12 protein-coding genes are annotated in these 15,760 nt (G+C 61.1%); 4 read left to right on the top strand and 8 right to left on the bottom strand.

Features of this window, described 5'->3' with window-relative positions; all coding sequences use genetic code 11:
- Positions 1–22: 22 nt before the first annotated feature.
- From lptB to PMI16_RS05925, 5 genes are read right to left on the bottom strand one after another with little or no spacing between them, the layout of a single operon-like run.
- Positions 23–766: an LPS export ABC transporter ATP-binding protein gene (gene lptB / locus PMI16_RS05945; protein ID WP_007877445.1), complete on the bottom strand. Its 744-nt coding sequence runs from the start codon at positions 764–766 to the stop codon at positions 23–25.
- Between the two features lies 1 nt (position 767).
- On the bottom strand, positions 768–1,325 hold the full coding sequence (gene lptA / locus PMI16_RS05940) for a lipopolysaccharide transport periplasmic protein LptA (RefSeq protein ID WP_007877443.1): 558 nt from the start codon (positions 1,323–1,325) through the stop codon (positions 768–770).
- 47 nt (positions 1,326–1,372) lie between these two features.
- Positions 1,373–1,975, bottom strand: coding sequence for an LPS export ABC transporter periplasmic protein LptC (lptC, locus tag PMI16_RS05935; RefSeq protein ID WP_007877435.1), 603 nt, complete (start codon positions 1,973–1,975; stop codon positions 1,373–1,375).
- A complete protein-coding gene (locus PMI16_RS05930; RefSeq protein ID WP_007877433.1) occupies positions 1,972–2,523 on the bottom strand; it encodes a KdsC family phosphatase in 552 nt (183 codons plus the stop codon). The genes lptC and PMI16_RS05930 overlap by 4 nt, the downstream gene beginning before the upstream one ends.
- Positions 2,523–3,551, bottom strand: a complete 1,029-nt coding sequence (locus PMI16_RS05925; RefSeq protein WP_007877431.1) for a KpsF/GutQ family sugar-phosphate isomerase — start codon at positions 3,549–3,551, stop codon at positions 2,523–2,525. Before PMI16_RS05925 ends, PMI16_RS05930 begins: the two co-directional genes overlap by 1 nt.
- Positions 3,552–3,803: 252 nt before the next feature.
- Between PMI16_RS05925 and PMI16_RS05920 the strand changes: the two genes are divergently transcribed.
- The 3 genes from PMI16_RS05920 to PMI16_RS05910 all read left to right on the top strand — a co-directional run bounded on the left by PMI16_RS05920 (position 3,804) and on the right by PMI16_RS05910 (position 8,571).
- On the top strand, positions 3,804–5,792 hold the full coding sequence (locus PMI16_RS05920) for a monovalent cation:proton antiporter family protein (protein WP_007877427.1): 1,989 nt from the start codon (positions 3,804–3,806) through the stop codon (positions 5,790–5,792).
- 3 nt (positions 5,793–5,795) lie between these two features.
- Entirely contained in the window at positions 5,796–6,722 is a 927-nt protein-coding gene (locus PMI16_RS05915) for an AEC family transporter (RefSeq protein ID WP_007877425.1), read from the top strand.
- Positions 6,723–6,828: 106 nt separating this feature from the next.
- Complete coding sequence (locus PMI16_RS05910; protein ID WP_007877424.1) at positions 6,829–8,571, top strand: methyl-accepting chemotaxis protein; 1,743 nt, start codon at positions 6,829–6,831, stop codon at positions 8,569–8,571.
- 102 nt (positions 8,572–8,673) lie between these two features.
- On the opposite strand, the gene PMI16_RS05905 is transcribed toward PMI16_RS05910, so the two are convergent.
- From PMI16_RS05905 to PMI16_RS05895, 3 genes are all read right to left on the bottom strand, one after another.
- Positions 8,674–9,438, bottom strand: coding sequence for a phytanoyl-CoA dioxygenase family protein (locus PMI16_RS05905; RefSeq protein ID WP_007877423.1), 765 nt, complete (start codon positions 9,436–9,438; stop codon positions 8,674–8,676).
- Between the two features lie 21 nt (positions 9,439–9,459).
- Complete coding sequence (gene uvrA, locus PMI16_RS05900; protein WP_007877422.1) at positions 9,460–12,315, bottom strand: excinuclease ABC subunit UvrA; 2,856 nt, start codon at positions 12,313–12,315, stop codon at positions 9,460–9,462.
- Between the two features lie 157 nt (positions 12,316–12,472).
- Positions 12,473–14,059: an ArnT family glycosyltransferase gene (locus PMI16_RS05895; protein ID WP_157212541.1), complete on the bottom strand. Its 1,587-nt coding sequence runs from the start codon at positions 14,057–14,059 to the stop codon at positions 12,473–12,475.
- Between the two features lie 438 nt (positions 14,060–14,497).
- Between PMI16_RS05895 and PMI16_RS05890 the strand changes: the two genes are divergently transcribed.
- Positions 14,498–15,733 (top strand): MFS transporter, encoded by a 1,236-nt coding sequence (locus tag PMI16_RS05890; protein WP_007877420.1) that lies wholly within the window; start codon positions 14,498–14,500, stop codon positions 15,731–15,733.
- Positions 15,734–15,760: the final 27 nt, after the last annotated feature.

Genomic DNA, 15,760 nt, shown 5'->3' with positions numbered 1-15,760 from the left:
AGTGGCCTGGGGTACTACGGCATTACATGCGGAAGTGTTCGCCGAGATACACGCGGCGTACGGATTCATTGGCGATGATGTCGTCAGGGCTGCCGCTGGCCAGTACCGTGCCCTGATTGATGATGTAGGCGCGGTCGCAGATGCCCAGCGTTTCGCGCACGTTGTGGTCGGTGATCAGCACGCCGATGCCGCGTTCCTTGAGGAAGCGCACGATGCGCTGGATCTCGATCACCGCAATCGGGTCGATACCGGCGAACGGTTCGTCCAGCAGCACGAAGCGCGGATCGGTGGCCAGCGCGCGGGCGATCTCGACGCGGCGGCGTTCGCCGCCGGACAAGGACAAGGCCTGGCTTTCGCGCAGCTTTTCGATTTGCAGTTCGTGCAGCAGGTTGTTGAGGCGGCCTTCGATTTCATCGCGGCTGAGCGGCTTGCCGTTTTCCTTGCGCAGCTCCAGCACGGCGCGGATGTTGTCTTCCACGGTCAGCTTGCGGAACACCGAGGCTTCCTGCGGCAGATAGGACAGGCCCAGTTCGGCGCGCTGGTGAATCGGCAGGCGCGAGATGGCGGAACCGTCCAGATCGATTTCGCCACCGTCGGAAGGCACCAGGCCGACGATCATGTAGAACGAAGTCGTCTTGCCGGCGCCGTTGGGGCCGAGCAAGCCGACCACTTCGCCGCTTTCGACTTCGAGCGAGACGTCGCGCACGACCTGGCGCGCGCCGTAGCTCTTTTGCAAGCCGCGTACAACGAGAGAACTGATCGCCATCTTATGGTCCCTTCGATGGTTCGACGCGCGGCTGGATGATCGCGGTGATGCGTCCGCCGCCCGGCTTGCTTTCGCCGGTATTGGTGTTGTTGACCGAATAGAATTCGGCGCGGCTGTCGTAGGAAATGAACTCGCCGTTGACTTCATCCGTGATGCGGGCGCCATCCATGCGCTGCATGTGCGCGCGCGTAAACAATTTCGAGATTTCGGTTTTCTCGCTGTATTCGATGCGTTCTGCCTGGCCTTCGATCCACAGGTTCGGACCGCCGTCGCGCTTCTGGCGGAAGCTGGCCAACTGGCCGGGCGCCGCGTACAGGATGGCGAATTCGTAACCGGCCGGATCCGTCGTCAGCACCACCTTGCCGGCCTTGATCAGCAGCGTGCCGCGCGTGAGCACGACGTTGCCGGTGAAGGTCTTCACCTGCTTGACGTCGTCGTAGACCATCTGTTCGGCTTCGATGCGCGTCGGTTTTTCGGTATCGGCCTTCTCGGCGCGGACGATGCCGCTTGCGCTCATCAGGAGCAGGGTCAGCAGAGGCAATAAAAGATTGGTTTTCATATCATCCTGCGCAAATATCTCGCTTGGTTGTGCCGACTGGCTTGTGGCTAGCGCGCACGCGGCTGGTAGGTGCCGCGGACGTTGTGGAGTAACTGGAATTCCTGTGTGGCGTTGTTGGCGATCATGCCGGTGCCGGTCATGATCGATGCGCCCAGGGTGATCTCGACGGGTTTGTCCGTTTTTGCAATATCGTCGTCCGGCAGCAGCAACAGGTACTCGGTCTTCAGGTGCATGTTCTCGGACGTGGCGGTGGCGGCACGGTTGCCGTTGACGTCGCCGTACATGTGGATCTTGGTGTTGTCGTCTTCGATCCTGGCGCGTTGCGAGCGCAGCGTCATCGGCGCCTTCTCTTCCGACAGGGTGGTGATGACCGGCAAGGTTACTTCGAACGAGTCGTCCGCCGGAAAGTGCACCATCCTGGCGCCGGTGATGTCGTAGCGCGGCAAGCCGGTCTCAGCCATTTTGACGTAGCTGAATTTTTCGACGTAATAATCGGGCTTGGTGCGCGGACGCGCCGCCAGCGAGTCGTCGATATTGCGATGCATGACTTGCAGCACCCAGAAGCTGGCCAGCGCCAGCGCCGCCAGCACGACGACGGTGACGATCAACCGGATGCGCTGCGCCGCGCGTTCGCCGCTGTGGTTGCTCATGCAAGATAACCGGCCAGCGCCGCCTCGTAATACCCTTGCGCCGTCAGGATCAGGTCGCAGAGTTCACGCGCTGCGCCGTTGCCGCCAACACCTTCGGTGATGTAGTCGACGCGTTGCTTGACGTCGTGGTGACCGTTGGCCACACAAGCGGTGAAGCCGACCTTGGTCAGCACCGGCAGGTCGATCACGTCGTCGCCGAGATAGCCGCAGGCGGACGCCGGGATGCCGGTCTGTTCCAGCAATTGGGCGAAGGCGATGCGCTTGTCGTGCACGCCCTGGAACACGTGGGCGATGCCGAGGTCCTTGGCGCGGCGCAATACGATGGGCGACTGGCGCGCCGTAATGATTGCCGTGGCGATGCCGCCGAACTGCTGCAGCATCTTGATGCCGTGGCCGTCGAGCGCATTGAAGCGCTTGATCGGTTCGCCGTCCGCGCCGTAATACAAACCGCCGTCGGTCAGTACGCCGTCGACGTCGAAAATCATCAACCGGACTTGTCTGGCTTTGGCAATGGCGGAGGCGCTGGCGGTGCTGAATCGGTCGGCCATCAGATCACCTTGGCGCGGGTCAGGTCGTGGATATGCAGCGCGCCGACCAGCTTGCCGGCGGCATCGGCCACCAGCACCTGGTTGATGCGAAATTCTTCCATCAACTGGACGGCGTCGACCGCCAGCTGGTCCGGCATGATGGTGCGCGGACCGTGATGCATGACGTCGGCAATCGAGAATTTGGTGAAATCTTCGCCACGTTCCAGCAGGCGGCGCAGGTCGCCGTCGGTGAATACGCCGATCGGGCGGTAGTGGTCGTCGACCACGGCTGTCATCGCCATGCCCTTGCGGGTGATTTCCATCAATGCCGCCGACAGCGATACGTCGGGCGTGACGGCCGGGATGGCGTCGCCGGTGCGCATCACGTCGCGCACATGCGTCAGCAGGCGGCGACCGAGTGCGCCGCCGGGGTGCGAGCGGGCAAAATCCTCTTCCATGAACCCGCGCGCATCGAGCAGGGACACGGCCAGTGCGTCGCCCATGGCCAGCGTGGCGGTGGTGCTGGCGGTCGGCGCCAGGTTCAGGGTGCAGGCTTCCTTGGCCACGCCGACGTTCAGATGGATCGACGACAGCAGCGCCAGGCTGGATTCGTCATTGCCGGTCATGGAGATCAGGTAGGCGCCCATGCGCTTGATGATGGGCACGATCGCCATCAGTTCGGCAGTCTCGCCGGAATTCGAGATGGCAATGAAGACGTCATTGGGCGTGACCATGCCCAGGTCGCCATGCGCCGCTTCGGCCGGGTGCATGAACAGCGCGGGCGTGCCGGTGGAGGCGAAGGTCGCGGCGATCTTGCGGCCGATATGGCCGGACTTGCCAATGCCGGAGACGACCACGCGGCCTTTGCATTCCAGCAAGATGCCCACGGCGCGGGCCAACGGCTCGTCGGCCTTGTCCGACATGCGGGCTTTCAGCGCCAGGATGGCATCGGCCTCGATCTGCAAGGTCTGACGGGCGAGACTCAGCGCCTGCCGTGCGCTTTCGGCGGAAAAAGATTTTGGCAAGATTTTATGTTCGGTTACACTCATAACCGAAGTATAAACGAATTACGAAAGCAAAAAACTTGCCAGATGTAACCTCGTGTAGCGTCACAGGGATATTTGGAAGGCATTGCGGCCCGGATTTGTCATTTCGACAAGTGAGTGCATGGCCGGAATACAGACGGGGCGGGCCTGTCGCAACAATGCACCAAATCAGACCGATGATAGCCGGGCAGGCATGGTTCTGGCTTAACAGGCTGTATGGCCTTCACCTATAAAAATTGCTTCGTTTTCTAATCCATGTTTTCTGGTCTGGAACTCACACTTTTTCTGCTTGGCGCCGCAGTGCTCGGCGTCGTTGCTTTTCGAATGTTTCATTTGCCGCCGATGCTGGGCTATCTGGTCGTCGGCATCATCATCGGCCCGCACGGCCTCGGTTTTGCCGAAGACAATGAAACCACCCATGCCCTGGCCGAGTTCGGCGTGGTCTTCCTGATGTTTTCGATCGGGCTGGAATTCTCCCTGCCCAAACTCTCGTCCATGCGTCATATCGTGTTCGGGCTGGGTGTGGCGCAGGTGCTGGCGACCATCGCGGTGGCCATGGTGTTCGGCTGGAGTACCGCCTACATCCTGCCGCAACTGAACAATATCAGCTGGCCGGCGGCGTTTGCGCTGGGCGGCGCGCTGGCCATGTCGTCCACCGCGATCGTTTCCAAGCTGCTGACCGAACGGTTGGAGCTGGAGACCGAACACGGCCGCCGCATCCTCGGCATCCTGCTGTTCCAGGATCTGGCGCTGGTGCCGCTGCTGATCATCGTGCCGGCACTGGCCAAAAACACCGGCAACCTTGCCGTCACGCTGGCGTGGGCGACCACCAAGGCGGTAGTGGTGCTGGCGCTGCTGTTGTTCTTCGGGCAAAAATTGATGCGCAGCTGGTTCCAGGTCGTCGTCAAGCGGCGCTCGCAGGAACTGTTCATGCTGAACCTGCTGATGATCACGCTGGGCGCCGCCTGGATCACGGAAAAGGCCGGCCTGTCGCTGGCGCTGGGCGCCTTCATCGCCGGCATGCTGATTTCCGAGACGGAATACAAGCATCAGGTCGAGGAAGACATCAAGTCCTTCCGCGACGTCCTGCTCGGCTTGTTCTTCATCACCATCGGCATGCTGCTCAACGGGCGTCTGGTGCTGGAACACTGGTGGCTGGTCCTGCTGCTGCTGATCGGCCCGGTGCTGCTCAAGTTCGTCCTGATCGCCGGTCTGGCGAAGTTGTTCGGTTCGACCACCGGCGTCGCCTTGCGCACCGGCCTGGCGCTGGCGCAGGCGGGCGAGTTCGGTTTCGTGCTGCTCAACCAGGCCGGCGGCTTGCAGCTGATGGACCCCTTGCTGATCCAGGTGATTCTGGCGTCGATGGTGCTGTCGATGCTGGCGGCGCCTTTCATCCTCGCCAAGTCCGACGCCATCGTCATGAAGCTGTCGGCCAACGAATGGATGCTGCAATCGCTGGCGCTGACGCAACTCGCCACGCGCACCATGTCGAGCCGCAAGCATGTCATCATCGCCGGCTTCGGCCGCAGCGGCCAGAGCCTGGCCAAGCTGCTCGACGAAGAGGGCATTCCCTATCACGCGCTGGAAATGGATCCGGATCTGGTGCACGACACCCAGGTCGCCGGCGCCAACGTGTCGTACGGCGACGCCGCCCGCCGCGAAAGCCTGGTCGCCGCCGGCATCCACCGCGCCGCGGCGCTCGTGGTCACCTACGCCAGCACGCCGTCGGCGCTGAAAGTCTTGCATCACGCCAATGAACTGGTGCCGACGCTGCCGGTGATCGTGCGCAGTCACGACGATGCCGATCTCGACAAGCTGCTTGCCGCCGGCGCCACCGAAGTCGTGCCGGAAGCGCTGGAGGGAAGCCTGATGCTGGCGTCCCATGCGCTGGTGATGCTGGGCGTGCCGCTGCGCCGCGTGGTGCATCGCGTGCAGCGTGCGCGCGACGAGCGCTACACCTCGCTGCGCGGTTACTTCCACGGCGCGTCGGATGTGCCGGAAGACAACGACAATCTCCATGTACGGCTCGAATCGGTGGTGCTCGGCGAAGGCGCCAGCGCCATCGGCAAGACCTTGTATCAGGTGGCGCTGGAACAGTTCGACACCGAAGTCACGATGCTCCGGCGCGGCAAGCTGCGCGTCGACTTCACGCCGGACACCCGGCTGCAGACCGACGACATCCTGGTTTTGCGCGGCACGGCGGAAAACATCCTGAAAGCGGAAAAGCGCTTGCTGAAAAAATAGACAATGGAAATTTTCGACCGCATCACCGGCATCATCCTTCCCGTTTTCGCCATCATCGCCATCGGCTATGGCTACGCCCGCTGGCGCGGCGAAGTGGTGCGTTCCGACATGGCCTCGGTCAATCGCGTGTCGATGGAAGTACTGGCGCCGCTGATGGTGTTCAGCGCGTTGGCGTCCAAGGATTTCGACATGGTGCACAACGCCTGGCTGATTCTCGCGAGCGTGCTGATTTCCCTCGGCTCGGGCCTGCTGGCATGGCCGGTCGCGCGCCTGCTGGGTTACGACAAGCGCACCTTCCTGCCGCCCATGATGTACAACAACGGCGGCAACATGGGAGTGCCGCTGATGCTGCTGGCTTTCGGGCCGGGAAGCCTGTCGGCGGCGGTGGCCTTGTTCACGGCGGCGACCTTCGTCTATTTTTCGCTTGGCGTCAGAATGCTGCAGCATGGCCGCAGCAACAGCAGCCGGCCGGGTTCCTGGCTGCGTTTGTTCAAGAGCCCGATCATGGTCGCCATGGTGCTGGGCGTATTGTTCGCGGCCTTCCGCATTCCTCTGCCGCCGCCGGTTTTCTCCGCCATGAAGCTGTTGGGTGAAGCCAGTATCCCCATCATGCTGTTTGCACTGGGCGTGCGCATGATGGACATCAGTTTCAAGAGCTGGCACATCGGCCTGGTCGGCGCCGTCACTTGTCCGCTGGTCGGATTGCTGGTCGCCCTCCTGCTCGATCAGGTGCTGCCGCTGACGTCCGGGCAACGCGGGCAAATGTATCTGTTTGCCGCGTTGCCGCCGGCGGTGCTGTGTTTCATGGTGGCCGAACAATACCGTCAGGAACCCGACAAAGTCGCGTCAATCGTGCTCATGGGCAACCTTGCCGCGCTGATTTTCGTGCCGCTTGGTTTATGGCTGGGACTGCCGCCGTCGATTCGTTGAATTGCGCCCGGAGGAGGGCTTTGTTCTCCGTATCTTGGTATGAGAAATGCTTGGAAACTGGTATGCGCGCTCAATGTGCGTAATCAGTCATTCTAAGGATGCTCCCATGCTAAAAAATCTCTCTATCAAAGCGCGACTGATCTTCGTTGTCAGCTTTCTTTCAGTATTGCTCGCGCTTTTTGGCATAGTCGGGCTGGTCAGTTTGCAAAAAACCAATGCAGACCTGAAATCCTTGTACGAAGACCGCGTCGTCGCACTGATCCAGCTCGGCCAGGTGACCGATGCCGTGGATGCCGGCCGTTATACGATTTCTTCCGCCATCGTCGGCGATTCCGGCGAGATCGACAAAAATATGGACAATCTGGAGAAGGTCCTCAAAGAAGGCGACAAGGTCTGGAAAGAATATCTGGCGACTTACCTGACGCCGGAAGAAACCAAACTGGCCGAGCAGTTCACTGCACAGCAAAAGAAATTCGTCGCAGAAGGCGTCAAGCCGGCCATGGAAGCCTTGCACAATCGCGATTTCCAGGGGGCGACGGATCTTTATAACGGGCCGTTGCTTGTACTGTTCAAGCAAATCAACGCCACCATGAAGCAACTGGTTACTTTGCAGAATGACGTCAGCAAAGACTTGTATGACCAGTCGCAGGCGCGCTACCAGACCTTCCTGACCCTGACCATCGCCGCGATTGCGATCGGTGTTTCCGTGGCGATCATCATGGGCATCTGGCTGGTGCGGGCGATTTCCGGTCCGCTGAACGAAGCCGTCAAGGTGGCCAAGGGCGTTGCCGACGGCGACCTGACCCAGGCGATCGAAGTGCATTCGCGCGACGAGGCCGGCCAGTTGATGGCAGCGCTGCAAACCATGAACGGGCGCCTGCAGCAGATCGTCGGCGAAGTGCGCGTCAGCACCGACACCATCTCGACGGCGTCGAGTGAAATCGCCAGCGGCAACCTCGACCTCTCCGCGCGCACCGAGAGCCAGGCGGGATCGCTGGAAGAAACCGCTTCGGCGATGGAAGAGCTGACTTCCACCGTCAAGCAGAATGCCGACAATGCGCGCCAGGCGAATCAACTGGCGGCATCGGCATCGCAGATCGCGCAAGAGGGCGGCAATGTCGTGGGCCGGGTAGTCGTCACCATGAACACGATCAATGACTCGTCCAAGAAGATCGTCGACATCATCAGCGTGATCGATGGCATCGCCTTCCAGACCAACATCCTGGCGCTCAATGCCGCCGTTGAAGCGGCGCGCGCGGGCGAGCAGGGCCGCGGGTTTGCGGTCGTGGCCAGCGAAGTGCGCAGCCTGGCGCAGCGCAGCGCCGCCGCCGCCAAGGAAATCAAGACGCTGATCGACGACTCCGTGCAAAAGGTCGGCGAAGGCAGCAAGCTGGTCGAGCAGGCCGGCGTCACGATGGACGAAGTGGTGGCCAGCGTCAAGCGCGTGACCGACGTCATGGGCGAGATCACCGCGGCAAGCCAGGAGCAGAGTTCCGGCATCGAGGAAGTCAATCGCGCGATCACGCAGATGGACGAAACCACGCAGCAAAACGCCGCCCTGGTCGAGCAAGCCGCGGCTGCCGCGCAGTCCTTGCAGGACCAGGCGCAACGCCTGACGCACGTCGTCGGCGTGTTCAAGCTCAATGGCGCGCAGCAGCTCGCCGCAGCGCCGGCAAGAACGGTCAATGTCACGCCGCGTCCTGCGGCCGTCGCTTCGGCAGCGGCGGCAACGCCGAAAAAAATTGTCGCCAAACCGGTGAAACCCACTACGTCCACCACGCCGGCGTTGACGGCCGGCAGTGTCAATCCGGGCGGCAAGTCCAATGACGACGACTGGGAGCAATTCTGAGCCGGCCCCGATGGCGGAGCCTGAATCAGCAGAGGTAAAAAAGGGATTGCCGTGATGGCAATCCCTTTTTCAATTTGAGGCGAACGAAAAATCCGAGCTGCGTCAGTCCAGCAAAATGTCCTCCGACGACGCCGAGCGCGTACCGGGAACCGGCGGGTTGCTCCGGCCGTGATAGGCAAACACCACCGACGATTTGATCTGCTCGGAGTTGTTCTTGCCGGCGGCATGGAACAAGCCGCTGTGGAACAGCACCACGTCGCCCTTTTCCAGCGGCACGGAAATACCTTGTTCAAACAGCGCCTGATTGGCGGGCACTTCCGGACGCAGGAAATCGAGCTCGTCCATCTGCTCCGGCTGCAATTGCAGCAGATGCGAACCGGGGATGAATTTGAGGCCGCCATTGCCGGCGTTTTCCGGACCCAGCGCCAGCCAGACCGAGATCAATTCATTGCGCGGAAACGACCAGTAGCGGATATCGCGATGCCAGCCGGTCGCGGTGCCGAAGGTCGGGTGTTTGGTCATCACGCAGTTATGATGCGACAGCGTGATGCACACCGGTTCTTCAAACAGCTGGTGCAGCGCCGCCACCAGGCGGGGATCGGAAGCCCAGGCGCGGAAACGGTCGTCGCGCTGCCAGGCGGCGCGCAAACGGCGCGCGGTGCGGCCGCCCGGCGCGTCCAGCGACGAGGGTGCGCCTGCGTAACCGACTTCGGCTTCGTACTCCAGCGGTGCAACGGCCTGCTGCACATGCTCGCGCGCGACGGCGAGCATGTCGTCGCAGGCGTCGTCGGGGACGAAGCCCTTGAGCAGCAGATAACCGTTCTTCCGGAAATCCTCGATCCGGGCTGAGGAAAGCAGCGTTTCCATGGCAATCAATCCTAAACTGTCTTACTTTTTCTTTTTCAACAATGGCGCCAGATAGTGTCCGGTGATGCTTTCCGGATTCTTGGCCACATCTTCCGGCGTGCCGGTCGCGATGATCCTGCCGCCGCCGGCGCCGCCTTCGGGACCGAGATCGATGATCCAGTCGGCGGTCTTGATGACGTCGAGGTTGTGCTCGATGATGGTCACCGTGTTGCCCTGGTCGCGCAGGCGATGGATCACTTTCAGCAGCAGGTCGATATCGTGGAAGTGCAGGCCGGTGGTCGGCTCGTCCAGGATGTACAGTGTACGCCCGGTATCGCGCTTGGACAGTTCCAGCGACAGCTTGACGCGCTGCGCTTCGCCGCCCGACAGCGTGGTCGCGCTCTGGCCCAGCTTGATGTAGCCGAGGCCGACGTCGAGCAGGGTTTGCAGCTTGCGCGCGATCAGCGGCACCGGCAGGAAGAATTCATGCGCGTCTTCCACCGTCATCTCGAGGATTTCGGTGATGTTCTTGCCCTTGTATTGCACTTCCAGCGTCTCGCGGTTGTAGCGCTTGCCGTGGCAGACGTCGCACGGCACGTAGACGTCCGGCAGGAAGTGCATCTCGACCTTGATCACGCCGTCGCCCTGGCAGGCTTCGCAACGGCCGCCCTTGACGTTGAACGAGAAGCGTCCGGCGCTGTAGCCGCGTTCCTTGGCGGCGGGCACGGTGGCGAACAGGTCGCGGATCGGCGTGAACAGGCCGGTGTAGGTCGCCGGGTTGGAGCGCGGTGTGCGGCCGATCGGCGCCTGGTCGACCGAGATGACCTTGTCGAAGTGTTCCAGGCCGCTGATCGATTCATGTTCGGCCGGCTCGGTTTGCGAGCCGTAGAGATGGCGCGACGCAGCCAGATACAGCGTGTCGTTGACCAGCGTCGACTTGCCCGAACCGGACACGCCGGTCACGCAGGTCAGCAGGCCGACCGGCAGATCGAAGCTGACGTTCTTCAGGTTGTTGCCGGTGGCGCCCGTGATGGTCAGCTGACGCTCGGGATCGGAGGGCGTGCGCTTCTTCGGCACGCTGATTTCCAGCGAACCGTTGAGGTATTTGGCGGTCAGCGATTTCTTGCTCTTGAGGATGTCCTCCAGCGTGCCCTGGGCGATGATGTCGCCGCCATGCACGCCCGCGCCCAGCCCCATGTCGACCACGTAGTCGGCGGTGCGGATGGCGTCTTCGTCGTGCTCCACCACCAGCACGCTGTTGCCGATGTCGCGCAGATGCTTGAGCGTGCCGATCAGGCGGTCATTGTCGCGTTGATGCAGGCCGATCGACGGTTCGTCCAGCACGTACATCACGCCGGTCAGGCCGGAGCCGATTTGCGACGCCAGGCGGATACGTTGCGCTTCGCCGCCGGACAGCGTGTCTGCGCTGCGTTCCAGCGACAGATAGTCGAGGCCGACGTTGTTGAGGAAGGTCAGGCGCGAGATGATTTCCTTGATGATGCGGTCGGCAATTTCCTTCTTGGCGCCGGTCAGCTTCAGGTTCTCAAAGAAGGACAGGGTTTCGCGCAGCGGCGTGGCGGCGACTTCATAAATCGCGCGTTGCTGACGGCCGGCGCCGATCTTGACGAAGCGTGCTTCCACGCGCAGACGCGCACCCTGGCAGGATGGGCATTCTTTTTCGTTGATGAACTTGGCCAGCTCTTCCTTGACCGCCATCGAATCGGTTTCGCGATAACGGCGCTGCAGGTTGGTGACCACGCCTTCGAAGGTGTGTTCCTTGATGACGGTGCGGCCGCGCTCGTTCACGTAGGTGAACGGCACGGTCTGGCGGCCGGAGCCGTACAGGATGACTTGCTGCGCCTTTTCCGGCAACTGTTCGAACGGCATGTCGATGTCGAACTCGTAGAACGCCGCCAGGTTCGACAGCATCTGGAAGTAGAACTGGTTGCGGCGGTCCCAGCCCTTGATCGCGCCGCTGGCCAGCGACAGATTGGGGAAGGCGACGATGCGCTTGGGGTCGAAGAATTCGATATGGCCCAGGCCGTCGCATTCCGGGCAGGCGCCCATCGGGTTGTTGAACGAGAACAGGCGCGGCTCCAGCTCTTGCAGCGAATAGCCGCAGACCGGGCAGGCGAACTTGTTGGAATACAGGTGTTCCTTGCCGGTATCCATCTCCAGCGCAATGGCGCGGCCTTCGGCGATGCGCAAGGCGGTTTCGAAGCTTTCCGCCAGGCGTTGCTTGATCTCGTCCTTGACCTTGACGCGGTCGATGACGACGTCGATGGTGTGCTTCTCGGTTTTCTTCAGCTTGGGCAGGTCGTCGATCTCGTAGACCTTGGCGGTGCCGGTGCCGCTTTGGATGCGGAAGCGCACGAAGCCGTGCGCCTGCATCTGTTCGAACAGATCGACGTGTTCGCCCTTGCGATTGGCCACGACCGGCGCGAGGATCATCAGCTTGGTGTCTTCCGGCATGGCCAGCACGGCGTCGACCATTTGCGAAACCGATTGCGCCGCCAGCGGATTTTCCGGATGGTCGGGGCAGTAAGGCGTACCGACGCGCGCGTACAGCAGGCGCAGGTAGTCGTGGATTTCGGTGACGGTGCCGACGGTCGAGCGCGGATTGTGCGAGGTCGCCTTCTGTTCGATCGAGATCGCCGGCGACAGGCCTTCGATCATGTCGACGTCGGGTTTCTCCATCAACTGCAGGAATTGACGGGCATAGGAAGAGAGCGACTCCACATAGCGTCGCTGGCCTTCTGCGTACAGCGTGTCGAATGCCAGCGATGATTTTCCCGACCCCGACAGGCCGGTAATGACGATCAGTTTGTTGCGTGGTAAGTCGAGGCTGATGTTCTTCAGATTGTGCGTGCGTGCGCCGCGAATGCGAATTTCTTCCATGGATGCCTTCAGCGTAAGTTTTCCATTCGACGTTCATATGAACATTGAATGGAGGATCAACCTATTACTATATCAGGACTCACCATTTGCGGCTGATGTCGTCAGGCCGGCGGGAGTCCGGGCTGGTGCGGCCCCATGCAGCGCGTGAGCGGCAAGGCTAGTTTGTGGCGACGGATGGCGCGGCTGCCGGCGCTTGGCGTTGATAGACGGTAAAAGTCTGTTCGTCGCCGTCGCGCGAGCCTTTCCAGAACTGGGTCCAGTCGCCTTCCGGCGTGCCGGTGCCGAACGGATGCTGGACGATGACCCAGCGGCAATCGGTTTCTCGCGTCTTGTCGACGGGTTGATGCAGGATGCCGGTGTAATAGAACAGCATCGGCGCTTCCGTTTCTCCCAGGCTGATGCTGGCCATGCAATCACTCTTGCGCCATGCCGGAGCCAGCTCGGTTTGCAGGTCTTCGTAGACGTATTCGTAACTCTTGGCGTAATCGCCCCATGGCAGGATCAGTGTAAAGGCGACGCCCCACATCATGGTGATGCCGGCAAACCAGCTGAAGGCGCCGCGCCATTTGCCGCATTGTTTGATCTTCGGCAGGCACAGCAGCCAGGCCAGGGTGACGACGACGGCGCCGGCCAGGGCCGCCGGCTGCATCGGCGTGATGTAGGCCAGCGGCAGCCATTTGCCCAGATACGTGAGATGGTAGTGATATTCCGGAGACCCGATGGAGATGACATAGATGGCCCACAACAATACCGTCACCACGCCGAAAAACAGTCGCGAGAACCAGTCCCAGGCCAGCGGGATCCAGGACGGCAGCCGTTCGACAATGCCGGACCCAAGCAGACACAGCGGCAGGATCAGGGGCAACAAATACAGCTGACGCGCCGTCGCCGACGCTTGCAGGATCGCAATGCAAATGGCGCAGAAGACCACCGGTATGGCGATGCGCGGTTGCCGGATATGACGCCAGCCGCCGCCAAGCAGCGCCAGCACGGCCAGCGGCGTGCCGGGCATGGCGAAGCCGGAAAGGGCGCGGAAAACGACGGTCGAATCGTTATCGGAGCCCAGCTTGCGCACGGAAAAACCGAAGAAACGGCCGATGTTGTTGTCCCAGAACCATTCCATGAACAGCGGCACCGAATGATGCGCCAGCAGCACCGGCCAGATCAGGAAGAACGGCAGCGCCACCAGCACCGCAAAGCCGACCATGCGCAGATAAGACCAGGAACGGCATTCGCGCACGAGGATGCCGGCCCAGAAGGCGGTGGCGGCATAGACAATGGGCAGGAACAGCCCCTTGGACATTTCCGCGATGCCGACGCCCAGACCGAACCAGAACGCAGCAGACAGCCTGGGTGCCTTGATTTGTTCATTGAGTGCGATTTGCAGCAGACCATACATGGCGATGACGCCGCCGCATACCAGCGCCACATCGGTGAACATGTCGTGCGCGTGTTTGACCATGCCGGCCGTTCCGGCAAACAAAGCCAGGGTGCCGAGCACGCGCAGGTTGAAGTAATTGTCTTCGCGCCATACCGTCCTGGCGATCCGGGCGACAAAATAAAACGTGATCAGCATGTAGAACACGCTGGTCATGCGAGCGCCGTCGGCATAGTTCAGCCAGGGGTAGAACGCCTTGGCGAAAACGACCGCCGTCCAGTAGTACAGCGGCGGCTTTTCCATGAACGGCTGGCCGGCGTTGGTCGGGACCAGGTATTCACCCGTCACCAGCATGTGATGAATCACGCCGAAGCTGTATCCTTCATCCTGTTTCCAGGGGCCGTGCCCAATGATGCCGGGAAGCAAGTAAATGCAAGTAATCAGTGCCAGCAGCCACCATCCGGTACGGGGCGCCAGTCTTGTCTGATACGGCTGGAGATAGGGAAAGCGGGCTGGCGAAAGCATCGAAATAAAAAGCGAATGGAAGGCCGGAATCAGTCCGGATTGGATGACCTCGTATTGTTACATAAAGCGCATCTTTGATACATGCTGTTACAAGTCAACATGTCGATAAAAGTCGACAAAGCCGGTGCATTTTTCGATGAAAATTGCTTCCATGACAAGAGTTAAAAATGGTCTCGGGTTTGATTGCTGATACCATACCGGGTTTGGATATTTGCCTGCGCAGCGGGATGCTGTGTCTCCCATTGCTTCGCCTGCTTGCCCAGCCGTCATCTCAAACTCATGAATTCCACCGTTTCCGAATCCGTACAGAAAGCCGGCATGTCCGGTGCGGAAGTTCGCGCCAGCGCATCGCTCGCATCGATCTTCGCCTTGCGCATGCTGGGACTGTTTCTGATCCTGCCGGTCTTTGCCGTGTACGCCAAAGGCTTGTCCGGCGGCGAGAACGCGGCGATGGTCGGCCTGGCCATGGGGATCTATGGACTGGTGCAATCCTTTGGTCAGATTCCTTTCGGCATCGCATCCGACAAATACGGGCGCAAACGGGTGATCGTGATCGGATTGATCCTGTTCGCGCTGGGCGCCTTTGTCGCCGCGGCAGCCCATGACATCACCTGGATTATCGTCGGTCGCGCCATTCAGGGGGCGGGAGCGATCTCGGCGGCGGTCACCGCATTGATCGCCGACTCCACGCGCGAAGAGCATCGCACCAAGGCGATGGCCATGGTCGGCGCTTCCATCGGCCTGACGTTTGCGGTGTCGTTGGTGGCGTCGCCGCTGTTATATAAGCTGATTGGCATGAGCGGGATTTTTTCATTGATCGGCGTTCTGGCGCTGGCGGCAATCGGCGTGGTGCTGTTCGTCGTGCCGGATGCACCGATGGTCAGGACCAGGCGCGTGCCTTTCGGTGAAGTGCTGCGTCACGGCGAACTGATGCGTCTGAATGTCGGGGTGTTCGCGTTGCATATGGCACAAATGGCGATGTTCGTCGTGCTGCCGGCGGCACTGGTGCAATATGCCGGTTTGCCGGTGGCCGAACATTGGAAGATTTATCTGCCGGTGGTGCTGGCGTCGTTTGCCTTCATGCTGCCGCCGGTATTCATCGGCGAGAAGCGTGGCCTGATGAAGCAGGTCTTCGTCGCCGCCATCTCGTTGCTGCTGATCGTGCAGATCGGCATGTGGGCGGTGCTGTCGCATTTCGCGGCGCATTGGGGCGTGCTGGTATTTTTGCTGTTCGCGTTTTTTATCGCGTTCAACATTCTGGAAGCCTGCCAGCCATCGTTGGTGTCGCGTATCGCGCCGGCCGCCGCCAAAGGCACTGCGCTGGGCGTTTACAATACCTTGCAAGCGTTGGGTCAGTTTAGCGGCGCCGTCCTCGGCGGATGGGTGACGCAGTACGCGGGCGCATCGTCGGTGTTCGTCCTGTGTGCGGTGGCGACACTGACCTGGCTTATAATCGCGTCTAACATGAAAAATCTGCCGCGCCGCGGAATGCAGCCGGCAAGTGCAACTGCTTAATATTTATTTAGTGAAATCCAGGAGAAA

The sequence above is a fragment of the Herbaspirillum sp. CF444 genome, assembly GCF_000282135.1.
GTDB lineage: Bacteria > Pseudomonadota > Gammaproteobacteria > Burkholderiales > Burkholderiaceae_D > Herbaspirillum.
Note: the sequence above shows the minus strand (reverse complement) of the source record. Positions and strands in the feature narration are given on the sequence as shown.